Annotated in this window: 16 protein-coding genes; 6 read left to right on the top strand and 10 right to left on the bottom strand. The window is 73.1% G+C overall.

Annotation, left to right across the window (positions count from 1 at the left end; translation table 11 throughout):
* Positions 1-140 precede the first annotated feature (140 nt).
* Positions 141-2,168, bottom strand: a complete 2,028-nt coding sequence (locus tag ACZ43H_RS02500) for an ATP-dependent DNA helicase UvrD2 (protein WP_464587493.1) — start codon at positions 2,166-2,168, stop codon at positions 141-143.
* A 75-nt stretch (positions 2,169-2,243) separates the two neighbouring features.
* Between ACZ43H_RS02500 and ACZ43H_RS02495 the strand changes: the two genes are divergently transcribed.
* Complete coding sequence (locus ACZ43H_RS02495) at positions 2,244-2,495, top strand: mycoredoxin (protein WP_379178861.1); 252 nt, start codon at positions 2,244-2,246, stop codon at positions 2,493-2,495.
* 57 nt (positions 2,496-2,552) lie between these two features.
* Here the strand turns inward: ACZ43H_RS02495 and nudC are convergent, their stop codons facing one another.
* Positions 2,553-3,464, bottom strand: coding sequence for an NAD(+) diphosphatase (nudC, locus tag ACZ43H_RS02490; protein WP_464587491.1), 912 nt, complete (start codon positions 3,462-3,464; stop codon positions 2,553-2,555).
* A 65-nt stretch (positions 3,465-3,529) separates the two neighbouring features.
* On the opposite strand from nudC, the gene deoD reads away from it, so the two are divergent.
* Together deoD and ACZ43H_RS02480 are read left to right on the top strand one after the other, a co-directional pair.
* Positions 3,530-4,249, top strand: a complete 720-nt coding sequence (gene deoD / locus ACZ43H_RS02485) for a purine-nucleoside phosphorylase (RefSeq protein ID WP_464587490.1) — start codon at positions 3,530-3,532, stop codon at positions 4,247-4,249.
* Positions 4,246-5,136 (top strand): hypothetical protein, encoded by an 891-nt coding sequence (locus ACZ43H_RS02480; RefSeq protein WP_464587488.1) that lies wholly within the window; start codon positions 4,246-4,248, stop codon positions 5,134-5,136. The genes deoD and ACZ43H_RS02480 overlap by 4 nt, the downstream gene beginning before the upstream one ends.
* Here ACZ43H_RS02480 and ACZ43H_RS02475 read toward each other — a convergent pair.
* Together ACZ43H_RS02475 and ACZ43H_RS02470 are read right to left on the bottom strand one after the other, a co-directional pair.
* Positions 5,123-8,368: a UvrD-helicase domain-containing protein gene (locus ACZ43H_RS02475; protein WP_464587486.1), complete on the bottom strand. Its 3,246-nt coding sequence runs from the start codon at positions 8,366-8,368 to the stop codon at positions 5,123-5,125. The genes ACZ43H_RS02480 and ACZ43H_RS02475 overlap by 14 nt on opposite strands.
* The gene (locus ACZ43H_RS02470) at positions 8,365-11,595 is read right to left on the bottom strand and encodes an ATP-dependent helicase (RefSeq protein WP_464587484.1); all 3,231 of its coding nucleotides are present in this window, start codon (positions 11,593-11,595) and stop codon (positions 8,365-8,367) included. The genes ACZ43H_RS02475 and ACZ43H_RS02470 overlap by 4 nt, the downstream gene beginning before the upstream one ends.
* 104 nt (positions 11,596-11,699) lie before the next feature.
* On the opposite strand from ACZ43H_RS02470, the gene ACZ43H_RS02465 reads away from it, so the two are divergent.
* A complete protein-coding gene (locus ACZ43H_RS02465) occupies positions 11,700-12,869 on the top strand; it encodes a CaiB/BaiF CoA transferase family protein (RefSeq protein WP_464587482.1) in 1,170 nt (389 codons plus the stop codon).
* Positions 12,870-12,949: 80 nt separating this feature from the next.
* Complete coding sequence (locus tag ACZ43H_RS02460; RefSeq protein ID WP_464587480.1) at positions 12,950-13,510, top strand: TIGR03086 family metal-binding protein; 561 nt, start codon at positions 12,950-12,952, stop codon at positions 13,508-13,510.
* Between the two features lie 60 nt (positions 13,511-13,570).
* On the opposite strand, the gene ACZ43H_RS02455 is transcribed toward ACZ43H_RS02460, so the two are convergent.
* The 5 genes from ACZ43H_RS02455 to ACZ43H_RS02435 all read right to left on the bottom strand — a co-directional run bounded on the left by ACZ43H_RS02455 (position 13,571) and on the right by ACZ43H_RS02435 (position 19,912).
* The gene (locus ACZ43H_RS02455; protein WP_464587478.1) at positions 13,571-15,046 is read right to left on the bottom strand and encodes an alkaline phosphatase PhoX; all 1,476 of its coding nucleotides are present in this window, start codon (positions 15,044-15,046) and stop codon (positions 13,571-13,573) included.
* A 126-nt stretch (positions 15,047-15,172) separates the two neighbouring features.
* Complete coding sequence (gene bar, locus ACZ43H_RS02450) at positions 15,173-16,267, bottom strand: barbiturase (RefSeq protein ID WP_464587476.1); 1,095 nt, start codon at positions 16,265-16,267, stop codon at positions 15,173-15,175.
* Positions 16,268-16,280: 13 nt separating this feature from the next.
* Positions 16,281-17,216, bottom strand: a complete 936-nt coding sequence (locus ACZ43H_RS02445) for a carbamate kinase (protein ID WP_464587475.1) — start codon at positions 17,214-17,216, stop codon at positions 16,281-16,283.
* 107 nt (positions 17,217-17,323) lie between these two features.
* The gene (locus ACZ43H_RS02440) at positions 17,324-18,070 is read right to left on the bottom strand and encodes an SDR family oxidoreductase (protein WP_464587474.1); all 747 of its coding nucleotides are present in this window, start codon (positions 18,068-18,070) and stop codon (positions 17,324-17,326) included.
* Between the two features lie 27 nt (positions 18,071-18,097).
* Entirely contained in the window at positions 18,098-19,912 is a 1,815-nt protein-coding gene (locus ACZ43H_RS02435) for an amino acid permease (RefSeq protein WP_464587472.1), read from the bottom strand.
* 205 nt (positions 19,913-20,117) lie between these two features.
* On the opposite strand from ACZ43H_RS02435, the gene ACZ43H_RS02430 reads away from it, so the two are divergent.
* Complete coding sequence (locus ACZ43H_RS02430; RefSeq protein WP_464587470.1) at positions 20,118-21,236, top strand: 5-methyltetrahydropteroyltriglutamate--homocysteine S-methyltransferase; 1,119 nt, start codon at positions 20,118-20,120, stop codon at positions 21,234-21,236.
* A gap of 7 nt (positions 21,237-21,243) precedes the next feature.
* On the opposite strand, the gene ACZ43H_RS02425 is transcribed toward ACZ43H_RS02430, so the two are convergent.
* On the bottom strand, positions 21,244-21,939 hold the full coding sequence (locus ACZ43H_RS02425) for a hypothetical protein (protein ID WP_464587468.1): 696 nt from the start codon (positions 21,937-21,939) through the stop codon (positions 21,244-21,246).
* Positions 21,940-21,975: the final 36 nt, after the last annotated feature.

Below are 21,975 nucleotides of genomic sequence, written 5' to 3'. Positions count from 1 at the left end.
GGCCACCTCCTTCGGTGAGTCGGGCGCCGACCTTGTCAGGGCCGTGGTGCGCGTGATTTGCGTAGTCGGAAAACTATCGCGTGATCCATGTAATGGGCAAACGATTTTGTGGGTATTTCTCGAAAAAGTTCCGCATCTGCTCAGCGGAGCAGCGTGAGCACGTCCTCGCCGTACCTCTCGAGCTTGGACCGGCCTATACCACTGATGCGCAGCAGCCCCTCCGGGGTCGTCGGCCGGTGCTCGGCGATCAGCTGCAGGGTCGCGTCGGTGAAGACCACGAACGCCGGCACGCTCTCCGACCCGGCCCGCTCCTTGCGCCACTCGCGCAGCCGCTCGAACAGCTCCTCGTCGTAGGACGCGGGGCAGTCCTCGCACCTCCCCCGCTTCTTCTCCGCCCCGGTGGAGAGCGGGCGACCGCACTCCCGGCAGCCGGCCACCTTGCGGTTGCGGGCGGGCGAGCGCTCGGCGAGCGTCTCCTCGGGCAGCAGCGGGGTCAGGAACCGCGAGGGCTTGCGGGAGGCGCGGCCGCCCGGGTTGCGCGCCTGCGCCCAGGACAGGGCCAGGTCGATCCGCGCGCGGGTCATGCCGACGTACAGCAGCCGGCGCTCCTCCTCGACCGCGGCCGGGGTGTCGGCGTAGGTGATCGGCAGGGTGCCGTCCTGGAGGCCGACGAGGAACACAGAGTCCCACTCCAGGCCCTTGGCGGCGTGGAACGTCGCGAGGGTGACGCCGTCGGCCACCGGCGCGTGCTGCTCGGCGGCGCGGCGGTCGAGGTCGTCGACGAAGTCGCCGAGCGTCGCACCGGGGGCCTGCGCGAACTCCGTGGCCTGGTCGACCAGCGCCTGCCAGGACTCCCACCGGTCGCGCGTCTGGCCGCGGGTCGTCGGAGCCTGGTTGGTCCAGCCCATCCCGGCGAGCGTGCCGTGCACGGTCTCGAGGAACTCGTCGCCCTCGCCCGACCGGGCGGCGCCGCGCAGCCGGGTGACCGCCTCGCGCACCTCGGGCCGGTCGAAGAAGCGGGCGGCGCCGCGCACGACGTAGGGGATGCCGCGGCTCGAGAGCGCCTCCTCGTAGGCCTCGGACTGGGCGTTGATGCGGAAGAGCACCGCGACCTCGCCGAGGCTGCGGCCCTGGTCGCGCAGCCGGGCGATGGAGGTGGCCACCGCGTCGGCCTCGGCCACCTCGTCGGGCTGGGCGGTGTAGGTGACGGCCGGGCCGGCAGGACGCTGGGCGCGCAGCTCGACGCCGCGGCTCGAGGATCCCGCCAGCAGGGTGTTGGCGGCGCCGACGACCTCGGGCGTGGAGCGGTAGTTGCGGACCAGCTCGATCGAGGTGGTCCCGGGGAACTTCGCGGGGAAGTCGCGCAGGTAGGAGGCGTTGGCGCCCGCGAAGGAGTAGATCGTCTGGGCGGGGTCGCCGACCACGCAGAGCTCGTCGCGGCCGCCCAGCCAGAGCTCGAGCAGCGCCGACTGCAGGGGCGAGACGTCCTGGAACTCGTCGACGACGAACCATTTGTACTGCCGGCGCACCTGCGCGGCCACCCGCTCGTCCTCGGCCAGCATCCCGGCGGTGAGGAGCAGCACGTCCTCCATGTCCATCCGCCCCTGGCCGCGCTTGACGTCCTCGTAGGCACCGAACACGCGGCCCACCGTGTCGGCGTCGTGGCCGGTGACCGAGCGCCCCCGCGCCGTGGCGACCTTGGCGTAGTCGTCGGGGTGGACGTTGCTGACCTTGGCCCACTCGATCTCGGAGGCGAGGTCGCGCAGCAGCGCCTGGTCGGCCGCGAGCCGCTGGCGCCGCGCCGCGGTGGCCAGCAGGCCGATCTTGGACTCGATCAGCGTCGGCAGCTCCGTGCCGTGCACGTGCGGCCAGAAGTAGCGCAGCTGGCGCAGCGCCGCGGAGTGGAACGTCCGGGCCTGCACGCCACCGGCGCCGAGCACCCGGAGGCGGTGGCGCATCTCACCGGCCGCCCGGGTCGTGAAGGTCACCGCGAGCACCTCGGTGGGCGCGTAGACGCCCGTGGCGACACCGTGCGCGATCCGGTGGGTGATCGCCCGGGTCTTGCCCGTCCCGGCACCGGCCAGGACCCGCACCGGTCCGCGCAGGGCCTCGGCCACCCGGCGCTGCTCGGGGTCGAGCGCCTCGAGCAGGTTTTCGGGGGTGGGCATGGGGAACAACTCCTCCTGCGCTGTGGTTGACCTTGCGTACCCCGAAACCCTAGACGCCGGAGGCGACACTTCCCGATGAGCGGTTCCTTCACGATGTACACGACGCCCTGGTGCGGCTACTGCCACCGCCTGAAGAGCCAGCTCGACCGTGAGGGCATCACCTACGACGTGGTCGACATCGAGCAGCAGCCCGAGGCCGCGGCGATCGTCGAGGCCGCCAACAACGGCAACCAGACCGTGCCCACGCTGGTGTTCGCCGACGGCTCCGCCGTGACGAACCCCTCGCTGGCCCAGGTCAAGGAGAAGCTGAGCGCGCTGGCCGTCTGAGCCCAGCTCCGCCGACCCGTCCGAGCACGACTCGGGCGGGTCGTCGCACGTCCGGGCCTACCAGTGACCGGGCAGCGGGCCGCCGTACCAGTGCTCGACCAGCGACCGCGAGATCGAGACCCCGCCGGGCAGCACCAGCTCGCCGGCCTCGGCGCCGGACCTCATCTCAGCGCGGGTGAACCAGCGGGCGTCCTCGATCTCGTGGTCGTCGACCTCGATCTCGGTGGTCTCGGCGCGCGCCACGAAGCCGAGCATCAGGCTCGCCGGCAGCGGCCAGGGCTGGTTGCCGAAGTAGGTGACCTCGCCGACCCGCACACCGACCTCCTCGGCGACCTCGCGGCGTACGGCGTCCTCGAGGGTCTCGCCGGGCTCGCAGAACCCTGCGAGCGTCGAGTACCGCCCCGCGGGCCAGGCCGACTGGCGACCCAGCAGGCAACGCTCGTCGTCCGCGCCGGGCTCGCCGGAGGTGACGACCATGATCACCGCCGGGTCGGTGCGCGGGAACTGCGCCTTGCCGCACGAGGTGCACACCAGCTCGTGGCCCGCGGCGCGCGGCTCGAGCGAGCCGCCGCAGCGGGGGCAGAAGCGGGTCGCGAAGAGCCACTCCGCCAGCCCGATCGCGTGGAAGACCAGGGGCGCCTCGTCCACGCCGTCCGTGGCCAGGTGCGGCAGCACGTCGCGCAGGCCCAGCCACTCGGCCTTCTCCCCCGGCGCCCCGGCGGGGTCCACGACCACCGCGAAGTACGTCGTTCCGTCCTGCTCCCCCAGGAGCACCCGCAGCCCGGCCGGCGCGGCGTGCGTCGGCAGCCACTCCAACGCGCCGTCGACGGGACGGACGCGCGTCCCCGCGACGACGAGGACCCGGCTGCGCGGGTCGGACCAGCGCTCGTCGAGCCAGGCGTCGTCGGACCGGCGGACACCGGTGCGGTCGTGGGGGTTCGCGGCCAGCTGCAGGTGCGGGAAGCTCACGACTGCGAGGCTAGGGCACCTCTCCCAACGCAGGACGACGCACCCTGGCCCTAGGGTGCGGTGCCATGAGCACCCACATCGGAGCCCGCCCCGGAGAGATCGCTCCGGTCGTGCTGATGCCCGGGGACCCGCTGCGGGCCCGGTGGATCGCGCAGACCTTCCTCGAGGACGCGTCCTGCTACTCCGAGGTGCGCGGGATGTACGGCTACACGGGCACCTGGCGGGGGCACCGGGTCTCCGTCCAGGGCTCGGGGATGGGTCAGCCGTCACTGGCGATCTACGTCAACGAGCTGCTGCGCGAGTACGACGTCACGACGCTCGTGCGGGTCGGCTCCTGCGGGGCGCTCAGCGAGAGGCTGGCCGTCCGCGACGTCGTGCTGGCCTCGGGCGCGTGCACGGACTCGTCGATGAACCGGATCCGCTTCGAGGGCCTGGACTACGCCCCGGTCGCCGACTTCGGCCTGCTGCGCGCGGCGTACGACGCCGCCGTGGCCCTGCCGGCCGACGACCGGCCTGGCGTGCACGTCGGGCTCGTGTTCGCGGGCGACTCGTTCTATGCCCCGCGTCCGGAGCTGACAGCACGGATGGTCGAGTACGGCGTCCTCGCGATCGACATGGAGGCGAGCGCGCTCTACACGCTGGCGGCGCAGCACGGCGCCCGGGCCCTGGTCGTCAACACGGTGTCCGACCACATCGTCACCGGCGAGGAGACCAGCGCCGAGGAACGGGAGCGGAGCTTCGGGGCGATGGTCGAGATCGCCCTGACCGCCGCGTTCACGGCATGAGCCGCGCGACCGCGACCGGGGCGGTCACGCTGCGGACCAGCCCGCTGTGGCTGCTGCTGCCGCTGGCTGCGTGCGGCTTCATCGAGGCGGGCCTGGTCGTGGCGCTGCTCGGTGCCCTGACCGAGGGCCACTTCAGCGTCGACGGCGCAGCCACCTCACCGGCCGTCACCGCGGTGCTCTTCCTGGTGCTGAGCGTGCTCGCCCTGCTGCTGGGCGTCGCGCTGGTCGCCCTGGTGAAGTCCCTGTTCTCGCCGTCGTCAGCGACCGTCCTGACCGCCGACGAGTGCCGGCAGGAGAGCGGCGGCGAGGTGCGCTCCCGGGTGACCCTGGCGGACGCGACGGGGCTCGTCCACCGGCCTGCCTCGAACACGACCTGGAAGCCGTCCGGACCGGGTGACCCGACCGTGCGCGGCGTGAGCACGCGCCGGCTGCACGCACGCATCGAGGTGCGCGGCCCAGAAGGCTGGATCGAGCTGACCGACTCGCGCTCCTGGGTCCAGGTGGTCGACATCCTGCGCGGCTGGGCGCGCACCCGGCCCGAGCTGGTCGACGACCCGGACACGGCCGCCCTGCTGCTCCCCCGCGAGCAGGCGCCGGTCGCCGGGCAGCCGACCGGCGAGCAGGAGCGCAAGGGGTTCCCGAGGACGCCCTTCGGCCTGGTCTGGCTGGCAATCCGCACCCGCGACCCGTGGGCGCCGTTCCTGCCCGACGAGTACGGGATGTACAGCCCCCAGTTCGGCGGGAGGATGTCGGCGGCCCGCGCGGCACGCCCCGGGAAGCCGGTCTGGCTGCTCCCCCGCTGGTGGCTCCTGCTGTCCTTCTGCCTCGTGTGGGCGATGCCGCTCTACATCGTGTGGCTCATCGCGAGCGCCGTCATCCGTCCGTGAGGCTCAGCAGCCGCTCCAGCCCGGCCCGGTCAGGGAGCCCCGTGGGCTCGACGACCTCACCGGTGCGGACGTAGTAGAACGCCGCCCGCACGCGCTCGAGGGGGACGTCGTGGAGCTCGGCCCAGGCGAGCCGGTAGAGGGCGAGCTGGAGCGGGTCGGCGGTGGCCGTGCGGTTGGTCTTCCAGTCGACCACCAGGTAGCCGGCCTCCCCGTCGGGTGCCCGCTGGGCGTAGACCGCGTCGATCCGGCCGCGCACCACCTGGCCCGCGAGCACGAGCGCGAACGGCGCCTCCACCCGGTGAGGGGTGCGGGTGGCGAACGGGCCGGCCTCGAAGGTCGAGATCAGCTCCTTGAGGTCGGTGTCGTCGTCGATCCCGGCGTCGGCGCGACCCGGCAGGTCGTCGTAGTCGAAGAGGTCCTGCTGGCCGAACCGCGCCTCCACCCACGCGTGGAAGCGGGTGCCGAAGCGGGCCGCGGAGGACGGCGGCCTCGGCATCGGTCGGGCCAGCTCGCGGGCGAAGGTGTCGGGGTCGTCGCGCAGCCGGGCCACGGCGGTGGCCGAGAGGCTGCTCGGGAGGGTGACGGCGATCTCGGAGCTGCGGTCGCGGCGGGCCTCGGCCAGCAGCCGGTCGATCTCGAGGTCCCAGTCGGCGACCCGCGCGGCCTCGATCATGTCGAGCTCGGGGTCCGGCCCGGCCGGGTCGGCCCCGCGCACCCGGCGGGCCGCCTCGAGGCGCAGCGCCGCCTCGACGCCCGTGCCCGTGGCCGGCCACGGCTTGGAGGGGTCCACTGCCGCATACGGGTTGGGGTCGCCCTTCTGGGGCTTGTCCAGCCAGCCGGTGACCGGCTCACCCCACTCCTCCAGCTGTTCGCGCACCACCCGCTGGTAGTCGGAGGGGCCGAACGGCGTCGCCCGCGGGCTCCAGAGGTAGGACGTGACCGAGAGCCGGTGCGCGGCGCGCGTGAACGCGACGTAGCCGAGCCGCAGCTCCTCTTCGGCATCGTGTGCGCGGGTCGCCGCCCGGTAGGCGTCGAGGGCGGCCTTGTCCCAGCCGACCAGCTGCGGCAGGTCGTGGGCGTCGCCGCGCAGCGGCGCGGGCAGGATCGAGGGTGCGGACGTCCACAGGGTCCGCGACCGGTTGGAGGGGAACCGCGTCTCGCAGACCCCGACGAGGAACACCGAGTCCCACTCGAGCCCCTTGGAGCGGTGCACGGTCAGCAGCTTGACCGAGTCGGCCTCGGTCGGGGTGGCGACGTCGAGGCCGTTGCCCTGGTCGTCCTCGGCGGTGAGGTAGGCGAGCAGCGCCGGCAGCGTCACGTCGCCGTCGACCGCCTGGAAGTCCGCCACGGCCTTGACGAACAGGTCGAGGTTGTCGCGCCGGGCGGCCGCGGCCGGGCTGACCGCCGAGGCGAGCTCGACGTCGGTGCCGGTGGTGTCGATGATCCGGCGGACGATGTCGAGCAGCGGCTCGCCGACGTAGCCGCGCAACATGCGCAGCTCGGCCGCGAGCAGCGCGAAGCGCTCCAGCGCCTCGGGTGAGTACGGCGCGTCGCCCGGATCGGCCAGCGCGTCGTCGAGCGACGGGATCTCGGCCGGGTCGATCCCGTCGGCGATCTCGAGCAGGTGGTCGGTGACCGAGGCGTGCTGGGTGCCGCGGCCCTGCCGGCCAGCGATCTCGAGGGCCCGGCGGCTGAGCAGGCGCAGGTCGCGGGGGCCGATCGCCCACCGGGGGCCGGTCAGCAGCGTGAGCAGCGCGGCGTTGGCCGTCACGTCGTGGAGCAGGTGGAGGACCGCGACGATCTCGGCGACCTCGGGCAGCCGCAGCAGTCCGGACAGGCCGACGATCTCGACCGGGATGCCGGCACCGGTGAGCGCGTCGAAGACGTCCTCGGCGTGGGCGTTGTCGCGGGTGAGGACCCCGATCTTCGACCACTCGCCGTCGTGGGCCTCGCGGACCGCCTCCGCGAGCCAGGCCAGCTCGTCGGCATGGGTCTCGAACACCCTCGTGGTGACCGTGCCGGGCTCGGCGTCCGGCTTGGGGACCAGAGGCTCGACCTGGGCGTAGCGCTCCAGCAGCGGGGTGGCCAGCCGGTTGGCCACGTCGAGGATGCGCGCGTCCGAGCGCCGGTTCACGGTGAGCGGGTGGACGGGGACGGCGCCCGAGGCGGCCGGGAAGGTGTCGGGGAAGTTGAGGATGTTGGACACCGAGGCGCCGCGCCAGCCGTAGATCGCCTGGTTGGGGTCACCGACCGCGGTGACCGCGTGGCCGCGGCCCCCGGCGACGTCGGGCCCGGAGAAGAGTCGCGACAGCATGACCGCCTGCGCGACCGAGGTGTCCTGGTACTCGTCGAGCAGCACGACCTTGAACTTCGAGCGCTCGAGCGCCCCGACCTCGGGCTGCTCGTTGGCCAGCCGGGCGCCCAGCTCGATCTGGTCGGAGAAGTCCATCAGCCCGAGGTCGCCCTTGAGCCGGCGGTAGGCCTCGACGAGGCCCAGCAGCTCGGCCCGCCGGTCGACGGCCGAGACGGCCTTCTCGCAGGGCTCGCGGTAGGTGGTGCGGTTCTTGCCCGCGACCTCCTCCTCGAGGGCGCGCTGGAACTGCGCGCGCGCCTCCGCGTCGACGGCACGCACCCGGTCGGGGTGCACGAGGTGCTCGCTCATCGCGCTGTCGAGGGCGAGGAGGTTCTGGATCGCGGTCTCGGGGTGGTCGGTCAGGTGCCGGACCTCGCCGGTGTAGCGGTCGACCACGCGCGCGCCGAGCTGGTAGCGGGCGGCGTCGGTGATCACCCGGGTGTCGGGCTCGTGGCCGATCCGCAGGCCGTGGTCGGTGAGCAGCCCGGCGGCGTACGCGTTGTAGGTCGCGACCGTCGGCTCGAGGACGTCCTCCTCGCCGTCCTCGCCCGCGACCGGCTCGAGGGCACCGGCGGTGCGCAGCGCGGCCCGGATCCGCTGGCGCAGCTCGCTGGCCGCCTTGGTGGTGAAGGTCAGGCCCAGCACCTCGTCGGGCCGGACCTGCCCGGTCACCACGAGGTAGACCACGCGCGCCGCCATCAGCGTCGTCTTGCCGGAGCCGGCGCCGGCGATCACCACCGCCGGGGAGAGCGGCGCGGAGATCGCCGCCCACTGCTGGTCGCTGGGGGCGTACGGCGTCTTCATGACCCGGGCGAGGTCCTCGGGGCCGGTGATCGCCACCGGCGTCAGCGGGCCGGGTGCGGCGGGGCTGGAGGTCATTGGGCGGTCACCGCTCCGGCGCTCTTGATCGGGCAGATGGGGACGAACGAGCACTCGCGGCAGTGCTGGCCGGCCACCGCGGGGAACGTCTCGGCGCGCAGCAGGCCGGCCGTGTGCGCGAGCTGGCCGCGCAGGGCCTCGCGCTGCGGCCCCGCCTCCTCCTGGACGGGCTGGCGCTGCACCACGGCGTCCGGACCGCCGTCGATGATGCCGAGCTGGACCAGCTCGGCCCCGCCCGCCTGCGCGGGCCCCTCGGTGAGCCGGTCGACGGCGCCGTGGTCGACGGCGTACTGGTAGAGGCCGAGCTGGACGTGGCTCTCGACGGACTTCGCGCTCGGCGCGCGGCGCCCGGTCTTGAGGTCGACCACCACGACCCGGCCGTCGGCGTCGACCTCGAGCCGGTCGGCGTAGCCGGTGACCTTCACCTGCTCGCCGTCGGGCAGCTCGACGACGGTCTCGAACGGCGTCTCGGTGCCGATCAGGGTGCGCCGGTCGGCGTGGTGCCACTGCAGGAAGCGGGCGAGCGCGGCCCGGACCCGCTCGTGCTCACGGGCCTTCGACCAGGGCGTGCGGAAGTCGAGCCGGTCCCAGACCTCGTCGACGTGGGACATCAGCAGGTCGACGTCGTCGGGCCCGGCCGTCAGGTCGCCCGTCGCGACCCGTTGGGCGAGCGCGTGCACCATCTCGCCGAGGTTGGCCGACTGGTGGGCCCGCGAGACTCCCCCGGCCTCGCGCTCGAGGAACCACTGGGTGGGACAGACCATCAGCGACTCCAGCACGCTGGCGGAGACGGGCACCGGTTGGTCGGGGTCGCGCACCGGCTGCACCGACCTGCTCGCCGCACGGGTGCCCCACCAGGTGGACGGGTCGGCGCTCGGGACCAGGGCGCGGTGGCCCACGGACTCGGCGGCGAGCCGGGCCAGGCGGCGCGCGGCGGCCTCCCGCAGCGCCTCGCCGGACTCCGGGTCGGCGACGGTGCGTCGCAGCTCGGCGACGATGCCGGCCATCGACAGCGGCCGGGCCGGGCGCCCGACCACCCGCTCCACGTGGACCCCCAGCTCGTCGAGGAAGCGGGACGGCTGCTCGCCCTCGTCGTCGGCCGAGGCCACCGCCGTGACGACCAGCCGCTGACGGGCGCGCGTGCAGGCGACGTAGAAGAGGCGTCGCTCCTCCATCAGCAGGGCCCGGCTGGAGACCGGCGGCACGATCCCGGTCTCTCCGATCCGGTCGGCCTGCAGCAGCGTCGAGCGCCGGCGCAGGTCGGGCCAGCCGTCCTGCTGGACGTGGGCCACGACGACCAGGCGCCACTCCAGCCCCTTGGCGCGGTGGGCGGTCAGCAGTCGCACCGCCGCACCGCGGGCACCCTGCTCGGCAAGCGTGTCGGCCGGGATCTGCTGGGCCACCAGCGTGGCGAGGAAGGCGCGGACACCGACGTGGTCGCGGCGCTCCTCGGCGCGGGCGGCGAGGTCGAACAGCGCGCAGACGGAGTCGAGGTCGCGGTGCGCCCGCCGCGCGGCGCCGCCCCCGAGGTCGACCGAGCGGCGCAGCCGCTGGGGCCAGCCGGTGCGCGACCACAGCGTCCAGAGCAGCTCCTCGGCCGACGCACCGCCGGCGAGCTCCTCCCGGGCGTCCAGCAGCAGCTGGACCAGGGCCCGGGCCCGCACGACCTCCGGGCCCTCGAGCCCGTCGAGGAATCCGGCCTCGACCACGGCACGGCGCACCAGGTCGCGGGACTGGCGCGGCGGACGGCCCTCGTCCCGGCTGGCGGCCTTCTCGCGGGTGCGCAGCTGCCGCGCCAGCCGGCGCAGGTCGCCCGCGTCGAGGCCGCCGAGCGGGCTGAGCAGCAGGGCCTCGGCCCGGCTCGGGTCGATGTGGTCGACGTGGTCGACCTCGGCGTTGTCGAGGTTGACCACCGCCCTCAAGCCGTCGAGCAGCGGAAGCACCGCCGGGTCGCGGACCAGGGGGACCTCGTCGCTGGCGACCTCGACCGGCACCCCCGCCGCGCCGAGGGCTCGTCGCAGCGGCGGGATCGACGCGCGGCCGGAGCGGACCAGCACCGCCATGTCGTCCCACCCGATGCCGTCCTCGAGGTGCGCCCGCCGCAGCAGGTCGGCGAGGTGCTCGGCCTCGGCGCGCTCGGTGTCGAACGTGCGGACGTGGACCCGGCCCTCGCCGAGCGGGCCGGCCACGGCCTCGGGCTGCAGGAACGCGGCCCGGGCCTCGGCGGGGATGCTGCCCGGGAGGGCGAGCCGGTGGGCGACCCGCTGCGAGGCCAGCAGGATGCGGGGACCGAACCGGCGGGTGGTGCGCAGCGCCACCACGTCGGCAGGGGTGCCGTCGGCCCGGGGGAAGTCGGTCGGGAAGTCGAGGATGCCGCGGACCTCGGCGCCGCGGAACCCGTAGATCGACTGGTGCGGGTCACCCACGACGGTCAGGTCCCGGCCGTCGCCGGCCAGCGCCCGCAGGAGCGCCACCTGGCCGGGGTCGGTGTCCTGGTACTCGTCGACGAAGACGTGCCGCAGGCCGGCCCGGATCTCGTCGCGGTGCGCCTCGGCCTCGATCGTGGCCCGGCGGATCAGGTCGGCGTAGTCGATCGCGCCCTGGCTGTCGAGGTTCGTGAGGTACTGGTCGAGGAAGATCCCGGCGGCGACGAACTCGGGCAGCCCCTCCGCCGCACCGAGGGCGCGCAGCGCCGGGCCGTCGAGACCCTTCTCCCGGGCCCGGGAGAGCACCGCGTGCACCTCCTTGGCGAAGCCGCGCGTGCCGAGCGCGCGCCCGAGGTGGTCGGGCCAGGTGACCGACTCCGGGTGGTCGGAGAGCAGCTCGCGGAGCACGACGTCCTGCTCCGGCGCGCTCAGCAGCCGCAGCGGCGCCTCGTAGAGCTCCGCGGGGGCGTAGCGACGGATCAGGGCGTAGGCGAAGGAGTGGAAGGTCGAGCTGAGGTTGGTGCCCATCGTGCGGCCCAGCCGCGCGGTCACCCGGTCGCGCAGCTGTTCGGCGGCCTTGCGCGAGAAGGTCAGGGCCAGCACCTGGTCGGGGCGCGCGCCGTCGTCCACGCGCCGCACGATCGCCTCCACCAGGGTGGTGGTCTTGCCGGTGCCGGGACCGGCCAGCACGAGCAGCGGCCCGCCGGGGTGGTCCACCACCTGCTGCTGGTGCTCGTCGAGCGCCGGGACGTCGGCCGCGGCGTGCGGTCGCACGAGGTGGTACGTCGTCGGCGAGCTCATGTGCGCAACTCAACCATCCGGCACCGACACTCGCCGTCAGGCGGGGCCCGAGGCTGTCGACACCTGCCATTCCCGCCCGGTCGGACGGGTGGAAGAGTTCCCGCATGACCGACGGACCGCTCTCCGACCTCCTCGTCCTCGACCTGACCCGCGCCCTGGCCGGGCCGCACGCCGCGATGATGCTCGGCGACATGGGCGCCCGCGTGATCAAGGTCGAGTCGCCCGCCGGCGACGACACCCGCGGCTGGGGGCCGCCGTTCATCGGGTCGGAGGAGGAGCGGGAGTCGACGTACTTCCTCTCGGCCAACCGCAACAAGGAGTCGCTGGTCCTCGACCTGAAGACCGAGGCCGACCGCGACGTCCTCGCCCGCCTGGTGGAGCGCGCCGACGTGCTGATGGAGAACTTCCGGGTGGGCGTCCTGGACCGGCTCGGCTTCCCGGTCTCGCGGCTGCACGAGCTCAACCCGGGCCTGATCGTCCTGTCCATCACCGGCTTCGGCCACGACGGCCCGGAGGCCACGCGCGCCGGCTACGACCAGATCGCCCAGGGCGAGGGTGGCCTGATGTCGCTCACCGGCACCGAGAAGCCGACCAAGGTGGGCGTGCCGATCGCGGACCTGCTGGCCGGCATGAACGGCGCGTTCGGGGTGCTCGCCGCCCTGCACGAGCGGGCCACGACCGGGCGGGGCAGGGTCGTCCGCACCTCGCTGCTGGCCGGCATGGTCGGCGTGCACGCCTTCCAGGGCACGCGGTGGACCGTGGCCGGCGAGGTGCCCGGGCTGGCCGGCGACCACCACCCGGCGATCGCGCCGTACGGCCTCTTCGAGACCGGCACCGCCCCGATCCAGATCGCCTGCGGCTCCGAGAACCTCTGGCGCGCGCTGTGCACCGCCCTCGAGCTCGACGCCGCCGACCCGCGCTTCGCGACCAACCTCCTGCGGGTCCAGCACCGTGACGAGCTGATCGCGCTGCTGGAGGCACACTTCGCGACCGACCCGGCCGAGCACTGGCTGGGCCTGCTCGCCGAGGCGGGCGTCCCGTCGGGCAAGGTGCGCACCCTCGACGACGTCTACGACTGGGAGCAGACCCGCTCGCAGGGACTGCTGCTGGAGGTCGAGCACGCCACCCAGGGCAGGCTCGACCTGCCCGGCTCGCCGATCCGGTTCGACGACAACCCGTTCTCCGGCGGCCGCTCCACCCACGCGGCTCCCCCGACGCTGGGCCAGCACGACGCGGCGATCCGGGAGTGGCTCGAGGAGCCCGTTCAGGACTGAGCAGGACACCGGCACGAGGGACTTTGGGCCCCGGCTCGCCCGCCCGCGCGCGGTTATCGTCGAGGCGAGGAGGAACCACCATGACCAGTCCCAACGACGCCGTCGTCGTGCTCTCCCGGGCCCTCGACCAGGCGGGCGACGTGCTCGCCGCGGTCCATCCCGACCAGCTCACGCGCCCCACGCCCTGCAACGACTGGGACGTCGCGCGCCTGATCGCCCACCTCGTGGCCGCCCCCACGAAGTTCCTCGCCGCGATGCGCGGCGAGGAGCCGGACTGGGCGACCGAGCCACCCGAGATCGGCCACGAGTGGGCCCCGGTGTTCCGGGTGGGGGCCGACGACCTCATCCACGCCTGGCACCAGCAGGGCGACGAGGCCGACGCCCGCACGGTGGACTGGCAGACCTCCGAGATCGCCGTGCACACCTGGGACCTGGCCCGCGCCACCGGGCAGTCGGCCCAGCTCGAGCCCAGCGTGGCCGAGCGGGCCCTGGCGTTCATGTCCGCCGGGCTGACCCCCGAGAACCGCGGCAACGCGTTCGGGGCCGAGGTCGACGTGGCCGACGACGCACCGGTCTACCACCGGCTCGCGGCGTTCGCCGGGCGACAGCTCGACGAGGCCTGGGTCGACGGCGGGGCCTGACGGCACGACGTCGTACGTCCCGGTCGCCCAGACGACCGGGACGTACGACGTCCGGCGGGGTCAGCCGAGGTACTTCTTCCAGGGACCCTTGATCGCGAATACGTGGCCCGGCTCCTGGACATTGGCGAACAGGATCCGGCCGTCGGGGCTGAAGCACGGCCCGGTCATCTCGCTGTAGACGTTCTTGCCGTTCTCGTTCTGCTCGGCGACGATCAGGTTCCGCGCGATCGCCTGGGCGCCGTGCTTCCGGCTCCAGCTCAGCACGTGGTTGGCGGTGTCGCCGTCCTCGGTGAGGACCAGCGAGCCGTACGGCGACACGTGGCAACCGTCCGGGCCGTCGAACGCCAGGTCCAGGCTGGGCCCGAGGTCGGTCAGCGGCTCGACCGTCTTGCTGTGCAGCAGCGCGTTGTAGGGGAAGTACGCCATCAGCGTCAGCGTCTGGTCGTCGTAGTCGTAGAACCAGAGCTGACCGTCGTGCGGAGTCGCGTCGCTCGGGATGTCGGCGGCGAAGGCGAAGCTGGCCACGAAGTACATGCCCTTGTCGTTGCCCCACGCGCCCTCGAGCTTCTTCGAGTGCGTGACCTGGCCGGCCTCGAACTGCTTGCGCAGCGAGGTCGTGGCGGCGTGCCGGTCGGGGACGGTCACCCAGCTCGTCCTGAACGGGCGGCCGATCTGGGCGGCCGTGACGTAGGCCAGGTCGGGCAGCACGCTGCCGTCGGGCGCGAGCAGGGCCAGGGCCTGCAGCTTGCCGGCGTCCTTGTCCAGCGCGTCGGCGATGTAGGGACGCAGCTTGTAGCCGGACGGCGCGGTCCAGCGGTAGAGCAGGCCGGTGGGGCCGCTCGCGTCCTCGGTGAGGTAGACCCGGCGCCGCGAGGGCTCGACCACGACGGCCTCGTGGGGCGCGCGGCCCCACGCCTCGATGGGCTTCGGGGACTGCTTCCTGGGGCCGCCCGCGAAGACCTCGAAGACGTAGCCGTGGTCCTTCTCGAGGGTGCCCGTGCCCGCCTTGGACTCGCTCTCCTCGCAGGTCAGCCACGAGCCCCAGGGCGTCGGGCCACCGGCACAGTTGCTGATCGTGCCGGAGAGGCCGACCCACTCCTGGACGCGCTTGCCGTTGCGGTCCACGTCGATCACGGTGCAGCCGCCGCCGAGGGCACCCGGGTCGTAGACCGTGCCCTCGACGAGCGGCACTGGCTGGGCGCTGCCGGGGCTGCCCTCGTGGTTCTGCACGAGGCGGTAGCCGCGGTCGGTCGCGACGACCAGGGTGCCGTCGGGGCGCTCCGGGGTCTTGCCGGCGCCGTCGGCGAGGTCGGTCTCGCCCGAGACGGCGACGACCTCGTAGGAGAAGCCGGGCGGCAGGGCGAGCAGGTCGCCGTCGGAGGACTGCAGCGGCGGGAAGAGGGGGTGGGCCTTCGAGGAGGCGCCGGGCCGGTCACCGGCGGCGGTGGCCGGGGCCTGCAGGAGAGCAGCGCCGGCGAGCAGGCCCGCCCCGGAGGCCGCGCCGGTGTTGATCAGCTGTCGTCTGTTCATGGTCATGGCAGCAACCTCGTGCAGCCACGTGAACACCTGCCGAACACCGCGGAAAGCGAACCGGGACGTCGCGCGAATCGAGGCCCGCAGGCCCCGGTCCGCACGACGTCCCGGGAGGACGAGCGGAGAGGGTCAGCCCAGGTCGACGATCGCGGCCACCGGGCCGCCGCCGTCGGGACCCTGGTGGGCGGCCGAGACCGACACGAACACCGCCGGGTCGCCCGTGACGGCCGCGGTGACGCCGCCGACGCAGGCCTTGATCTGGCGGTGCCAGTGCACGTCGGAGTCGTCGAGCATCGCGTTGCGTCGGCCCCGGACCTGGCCGTCCTGCGACGCCTCGCACTTGAGGAAGACGTTGACCAGCTTGCCGTCGAGGTCGGCGGTGCGCGGACGCTCGGGCAGCTCGAGGCCGGCGTCCTTGATCGCCGCCCAGATGCCGTCCTGGTCCAGCGCGTCCTTCATCACCGAGTGGCCGATGCGGTAGCGGCCGCCGACGCCGGTCGCGTTGCCGACCACGACGACCTGCGCCTGGTCGAGCTCGACGCCCGAGGAGCAGGACGCGACGCTGGAGTAGAGGTCGCGGTTGTGCATGACGTCCTCGTCGGAGGGCATCTCGATCTCGCCGAGCGCGACCGCGATGCCGAGCGCCGTGCAGCCGTTGGAGAGGTCCATCGACTCGTGGGTGTGCTCGGTCCACACGGTCTTGCCGCGGCTCTTGGCGTCACGGATGGTGTGGATCGTCAGCAGCGGCGTCTTGGTCTGCACGTAGTGGACGTCGGCCGGGTCGGTGATGCCGGCCCGCTCCATCGCGACCTTCACGGCGTCGGCGACCTTGGAGACCATCGTGGTCCGGCCGATGTCCTCGGGGAGCAGCTGCTCGCTCATCGCGAAGCCCACGGTGAGCCGCGGCTCGTCGGTCGGCTCGGCGTCGGTGGTGGCGAAGATCGTGGCGTGGGGGCTGATCACGCCGTCGGTGCCGCCGGACCACACGATCGGGACCTGCTTGACCTGGTCGGCCGGGGCACCCTTCTCGACCAGGACCTCGCGGAACGCGCGGTCGGCGATGATGCGGGTGTAGTCGTTCACCCCGCCGTTGCCCTCGGTCTTGCCGATGATGGCGATGACGCGGCTGGCGTCCATCACGCCGTCGTCGATGAGCTTCGCGAGCTCCGAGGCGTCGGCGACCGAGTGGATCGGGACCTTGCGTACTTCGATGGCGTCGGGCATGTGGTGTCTCTCCTCAGTTGGGTACGACGACGGTCCCGCCGTCGCCGGTGATCGCGTCGACGATGTGGTCGAGCCTGGTGATGACGGCGCGCGTCCCGCCGTCCTCCACGAACCGGCAGGCCGCGTCGACCTTGGGGCCCATGGAGCCGCTGGCGAAGTGGCCATCGCGGGCGTACCCGCGCATCTCCTCCACGGTGACCCGGCCGAGGGGTCGGGCCTGCGGGGTGCCGTAGTGGAGCACGGCGTTCGGGACGTCGGTGGCGATGACGAGGACGTCGGCGTCGACGGTGCGCGCCAGCAGCGCCGCTCCGAGGTCCTTGTCGATCACGGCCTCCACACCGCGCAGGGCGCCGTCGGCGTCGCGGACGACGGGGATGCCCCCACCGCCGTTGGCGACGACGACGAAGCCGGCGTCGACCAGCGCCCGCACCGCCGGCGCGTCGAGGATCTCGGTGGGCTCCGGCGAGGCGACGACCCGGCGCCAGCCCTTCTCGCCTCGGTCCTCCCAGGTCTCGCCGTGCTCGACGAGCAGCTTCGCCTCCTCGGCGGGCAGGTAGCGGCCGATCGGCTTGGTCGGGTGGGTGAAGTGGGGATCGTCGGCCGCGACCAGCGCGCGGGTGACCAGGGCCGCCGTACGCCGGTCCACACCGCGCTCGGCGAGCGCGGCGTCGAGGGCGTTCATCAGGACGAAGCCGAGCGTGGCCTGGGTCTGCGCGCCGCACCAGTCCAGCGGGACCGGCGGCACGACCGCCGCGGCGATCTCGTTCTTGACCAGCAGGTTGCCCACCTGGGGACCGTTGCCGTGGGTGACGACGACGTCGACGTCGTGCTGGAGCAGGTCGGCGACCGCGGCCATGGCGACGCGCGCGGCCTCGATCTGGTCCTCGGGCCGGGCGCGGCCGTCGGCGTTGGTCATGGCGTTTCCGCCGAGCGCGAGCAGCACCTTCATGCATCGAACCTAGTGACGCGCGCCGCACCGCGGCACGGTGCCGGATGACCAACTCCGGCAGGTCCTGCTGGCAGATCTTGCCAAGAGCTGCGGGCGGTACGGCGCGGTCAGCGGCCGCCGGCCACCCGCAGCGTCGTCCCGGTGACGTAGGAGGCCTGCCCGCTCATCAGCCACCCGATCGCGTCCGCGATCTCCGCGGGCTCTCCCGGGCGCCCGAGCGGGACCCTTCCGGCACCCCGCTCGAGCCGCCCGGCGTCGCCGGCGTCCTCGTGGATGCGGGTGCGCACCAGGCCCGGGGCCACGCCGACCACCCGGATGCCCTCGTCGGCGACCTCCTGGGCCAGCCCGAGCGTGAGCGCGTCCACGCCGGCCTTCGCCGCGGCGTACTGGACGTACTCCCCCGGCGAGCCGAGGGTCGCCGCGCCGGAGCTGACGTTGACGATCACGCCGCCCCGGCCGCCGTACGACGTGCCGAGCGCGCGGACCGCGGCCCGGGCCACGAGCAGCGCGCCGGTGAGGTTGAGGTCGACGGTCCGGCGGATGACGTCGACCGGGGTCTCGGCGAGACGTCCGAGGTGCAGGGTCGCTCCCGCGTTGTTGACGACGCCGGTCAGCCGGCCGTGACCGGTGGCCGTGGCGAAGAGGTGGTGGACCCCTTCCTGGTTGGAGACGTCGGCGCGGACGACCAGGCAGCGGGCACCGGCGTCCTCGGCCGCGAGCCGGCACTCCTCGGCGGCTGCGTCGTCCCGGGCGTAGCCGAGCACGAGGTCGTGCCCGTCCGCCGCCAGCCGCAGCGCGGTCGCCGCGCCGATGCCGCGGGTGCCGCCGGTCACCAGGGTCAGGGGACGTTCCATGCGGGCCAGTCAAGCAGCCCCGCGCGGTCAGGCGCGCGCGTCCACCTCGCTGGGGATGACGTGCCGCACGGGCACCGACAGCTCGGAGCGCGCGGCGCTCACCAGGTCCTTGCGCAGCCAGGTGGACTCCCCGCGTGCGTGCGTGGAGATGATGACCAGGTCGGGACGGAAGTCGGCCACGGCCTCGCGCAGCGCGACCAGCGGGCGGTGGTCGCCCAGCGCCCCGGTCGCCTCGATGCCGTGGGAGCGCAGCGCCTCGAGCATCTGGTCGAGCCGCTCCCGGGCCGCCTTGCGGGTGGCCTCCCACAGGAAGACCGCGCCCTCGACCTCGGCCTGCCCGGTGTCGACCGGGTTGGCCGGCACCGTGATGTGGAGGTGCGCACCGGTCTGGGCATGCACGTCGCGCAGCTCCCGCTCGAGCGCGTCCTCGCTCATCGTCTCGTTGGCCAGCAGCAGCACCCGGTCCGCCGACTCCGGGGCCTCACGTGCGGGCGCCTCCTCCCCGCCGCGACGCAGCCGGTTGAGCGCGAACGCCACGAGGATGACCCCGAACGCCAGCAGGCTGAGCAGCAGCTGCGACCGGGTCTCGCCGTCGATCCCCATCTGCACCAGGATCGCCAGGATGCCCGCGATCGTCAGCAGCGTCAGCACCGGGAACGCCCACATGCGCACGGTCAGCTGGTCCTCGGGCGTGCGTCGGCGCAGCACGAACTGCGAGACGCAGATCAGCAGGTAGACGAACAGGATGATCGCGCCCGACGAGTTGAGCAGGAACGCGAAGACCGTGTCGGGCGAGACGTAGGCGGCGATCACGCACAGGAAGCCGATGACCGAGGAGAACAGGATCGCCCGCACCGGCACACCCTTGCCGTTGACCGTGAGCAGCGAGACCGGCGCCTCCTCGCGGGCGGCCAGCACGAACAGCATCCGGCTGGCGGTGTAGAGCCCGGAGTTGAGGCAGGACAGCACGGCGGTCAGCACGACCGCGTTCATCACGTGCTCGGCGCCCGGGATGCCGATGATGTCGAACGCGGTGACGTACGGCGAGGCCGCGAGCTCGTCGCTGTTCCACGGGATCATGCAGGCGAGCAGGAACACCGAGCCGACGTAGAACGTGCCGACGCGCAGCACCACGGAGTTGGTCGCCCGGGCGATGGCCTTCTCGGGGTCGTGTGACTCGGCCGCGGCGACGGTGGCGATCTCCGCGCCCACCATCGAGAAGACGACCACCACGACCGAGGAGAAGATCGCGCCCACGCCGTTGGGCAGGAACCCGCCGTGCGCGGTCAGGTTGGAGAAGTGCGTCCCGTCGCCGCTGATCACGCCGAGCACGTAGAGGCCACCGAGCACGAGGAAGACCAGGATGGCCGCGACCTTGATGCCGGCGAACCAGTACTCGAACTCGCCGTACGACCCCACCGAGAAGAGGTTGGTGCCGGTCATCAGCAGCATCAGGGCCAGGGCCACCGTCCACAGCGGGACGTCGGGCAGCCAGAACTGCACGACCTTCGCGCCGGCCACGGCCTCGAAGCCGACCACGACCACCCAGAAGTACCAGTAGAGCCAGGCGACCGAGAATCCCGCCCAGTGGCCGAGCGCGTTGCGCGAGTAGTCGGAGAACGACCCGGTGCTCGGGTTGGCGGTGGCCATCTCGCCGAGCATCCGCATCACCATCACGATGAGCACGCCGGTGACCGCGTAGGTCAGGAAGGCGCCCGGTCCGGCGGTCTGCATGACCACGCCCGAGCCGACGAAGAGCCCGGCTCCGATCACGCCGCCGATCGCGATCATCGTGAGGTGTCGCTGCTTGAGACCCTTCTGCAGCTCTGGAGCTGTGGACATCCGAGATCTCCTGTCGCGCCGGTCGACCGCGGCGGGGGTGCACGGTCGAATCCCCTGCAGCATCCTCTCGCCGGCGCGGCTCGGCAAGCACTCCTCCCCCACGTGGGACTCCCGCCGGCGCCCGGCCAAGGCCACCCGGAGGTTCAGGAGCGCCGTGCCATGGTGGGGAGACGACCGTGCCGTTCCGCTCGAGGAGGAAAAGCCCGTGCTCCGTGACACCCCGCCGTTCCGTGCCGACCACGTCGGCAGCCTGCTGCGCCCTCCGGCGCTGCTCCAGGCTCGTGAGGACCACACCGCTGGCCGGCTCGACGACGCCGGCCTGAGGGAGGCCGAGGACCGGGCGGTCACCGAGGTCGTGGCGCTCCAGCGCGTCGCCGGCCTCCGCTCGGCCACCGACGGGGAGTTCCGCCGGGCGTCGTGGCACATGGACTTCATCTACCGCCTCGAGGGCATCAGCAAGGCTCACGACAACCTCGCCGTCCACTTCAAGAACGCCTCGGGCGAGATCGACTTCACCCCGGCCGCGCTCCGGGTCGACGGGAAGATCGGCCTGTCGGAGACGATCTTCGGCGACGACTTCGCCTTCCTCCGCGACCAGGTCGCCGAGGGAGTCACGCCGAAGCTGACCATCCCCTCGCCGAGCATGGTCCACTACCGCGGCGGCGCCGCCTCGATCGACCCGGACGTGTACGCCGACGTCGAGGACTTCTGGGCAGACCTGACCGCGGCGTACCGCGAGCAGGTGCGCCGCGTGCACGACCTCGGCTGCACCTACCTGCAGCTCGACGACACCTCGCTGGCCTACCTCAACGACCCCGAGCAGCGGCGGGCGATGGCCGACCGCGGGGAGGACTCCGAGCACCTGCACGAGGCCTACATCCGCCACCTCAACGAGGCGTTGGCCGGCCGCCCGGAGGGGCTGACCGTGACGACCCACATGTGCCGGGGCAACTTCCGCGACTCGTGGGTGGCCGAGGGTGGCTACGACTTCGTGGCCGAGGCGCTGTTCAACCAGCTCGAGGTCGACGGCTTCTTCCTGGAGTACGACGACGAGCGGTCGGGAACCTTCGAGCCGCTGCGTCACGTCCCGGCCGGCAAGCTGGTGGTGCTCGGGCTGGTGACCACCAAGCACGGGGAGCTGGAGTCCAAGGACGCTCTCCGCGCGCGCCTCGACGAGGCCTCGCGGTTCATCGACCTCGACCAGGTCTGCATCTCGCCCCAGTGCGGCTTCTCCTCGACCGTGGAGGGCAACTCGCTCAGCGTGGACCAGGAGAAGGCGAAGCTGGCTCTGCTCGTGGAGCTCGCGGACGAGGTCTGGGGCTGATCGCCGGTCACAGGGCCTGCGGCCGCCGAGTGCCCGGTGGCGGGTCGTCCTCGTCGAAGCGCGGGTCGGCGAGGAAGTACTGCGTGACCTTGCCCGGCGCCTTGTGCGGCGGCCGCACCGGCTCCGGCACCATCCGGCCCTCGGCGGCGTCCCAGAAGGAGTCGACCGCGTGCATGATCCGACGCGCCACGACGCCGGGCACGCCGGTGTGCGGGGCGTAGGGGTGCGGCCGGCTCGGTGACCTGGTCTCGCTCCGGTGCAGGCGGTCGGCGAGGGTCTCGAGCGCGACCGGCTGCAGGTGGACGGCCAGCAGCTCGCCGAGCGCGAACTCGTGGCGCCGGTGGTCCGCGAGCGCGCTCCCGACGTCGGACCAGACCGCGTTCCAGGGGCGGGCGGCGTCGAAGACCGAGCCGTACTCCCGGGCCTTGACGTGGGCCAGCGCCAGCTCGAGGGCCTTCACGCTGTGCAGGTAGTCGTGCACCACCTGCGCGCCGTCGGGGACCTGTCGGCGCACCGCCGGCAGCAGCACCGCGTCGACCGCGTTGAGGTGCTTGCTCGCCACGGCCAGGAACGTGTCGATGTGCTCGTAGCCCTTGCGCGGCTGGCCGGGCGTGTAGAGCATCGCGCTGGCCCGGTCGAACCGGGCCGCGAGGTTCTCGTGGGTGAACAGGATGGAGCTGCGGAGGACGTCGAGCGTGTCCATGGTTCTCACCTCGATCGGCCCACCGCACGCGTGGGC

The organism is Nocardioides sp. DN36, from assembly GCF_055380375.1.
The sequence above is the reverse complement of the archived record's forward strand: the minus strand, read 5'-3'. Positions and strand labels throughout refer to the sequence as shown.

Bases quoted from the DNA above. Each gene is read 5' to 3' on its own strand.
- ACZ43H_RS02465 (WP_464587482.1), top strand. From the start codon at position 11,700: ATGACCGACGGACCGCTCTCCGACCTCCTCGTCCTCGACCTGACCCGC.
- ACZ43H_RS02455 (WP_464587478.1), bottom strand. From the start codon at position 15,046: ATGACCATGAACAGACGACAGCTGATCAACACCGGCGCGGCCTCCGGG.
- ACZ43H_RS02500 (WP_464587493.1), bottom strand. From the start codon at position 2,168: ATGCCCACCCCCGAAAACCTGCTCGAGGCGCTCGACCCCGAGCAGCGC.
- ACZ43H_RS02440 (WP_464587474.1), bottom strand. From the start codon at position 18,070: ATGGAACGTCCCCTGACCCTGGTGACCGGCGGCACCCGCGGCATCGGC.
- ACZ43H_RS02425 (WP_464587468.1), bottom strand. From the start codon at position 21,939: ATGGACACGCTCGACGTCCTCCGCAGCTCCATCCTGTTCACCCACGAG.
- ACZ43H_RS02495 (WP_379178861.1), top strand. From the start codon at position 2,244: ATGAGCGGTTCCTTCACGATGTACACGACGCCCTGGTGCGGCTACTGC.
- ACZ43H_RS02460 (WP_464587480.1), top strand. From the start codon at position 12,950: ATGACCAGTCCCAACGACGCCGTCGTCGTGCTCTCCCGGGCCCTCGAC.
- ACZ43H_RS02475 (WP_464587486.1), bottom strand. From the start codon at position 8,368: ATGACCTCCAGCCCCGCCGCACCCGGCCCGCTGACGCCGGTGGCGATC.
- ACZ43H_RS02480 (WP_464587488.1), top strand. From the start codon at position 4,246: ATGAGCCGCGCGACCGCGACCGGGGCGGTCACGCTGCGGACCAGCCCG.
- ACZ43H_RS02470 (WP_464587484.1), bottom strand. From the start codon at position 11,595: ATGAGCTCGCCGACGACGTACCACCTCGTGCGACCGCACGCCGCGGCC.
- ACZ43H_RS02435 (WP_464587472.1), bottom strand. From the start codon at position 19,912: ATGTCCACAGCTCCAGAGCTGCAGAAGGGTCTCAAGCAGCGACACCTC.
- ACZ43H_RS02445 (WP_464587475.1), bottom strand. From the start codon at position 17,216: ATGAAGGTGCTGCTCGCGCTCGGCGGAAACGCCATGACCAACGCCGAC.
- bar (WP_464587476.1), bottom strand. From the start codon at position 16,267: ATGCCCGACGCCATCGAAGTACGCAAGGTCCCGATCCACTCGGTCGCC.
- deoD (WP_464587490.1), top strand. From the start codon at position 3,530: ATGAGCACCCACATCGGAGCCCGCCCCGGAGAGATCGCTCCGGTCGTG.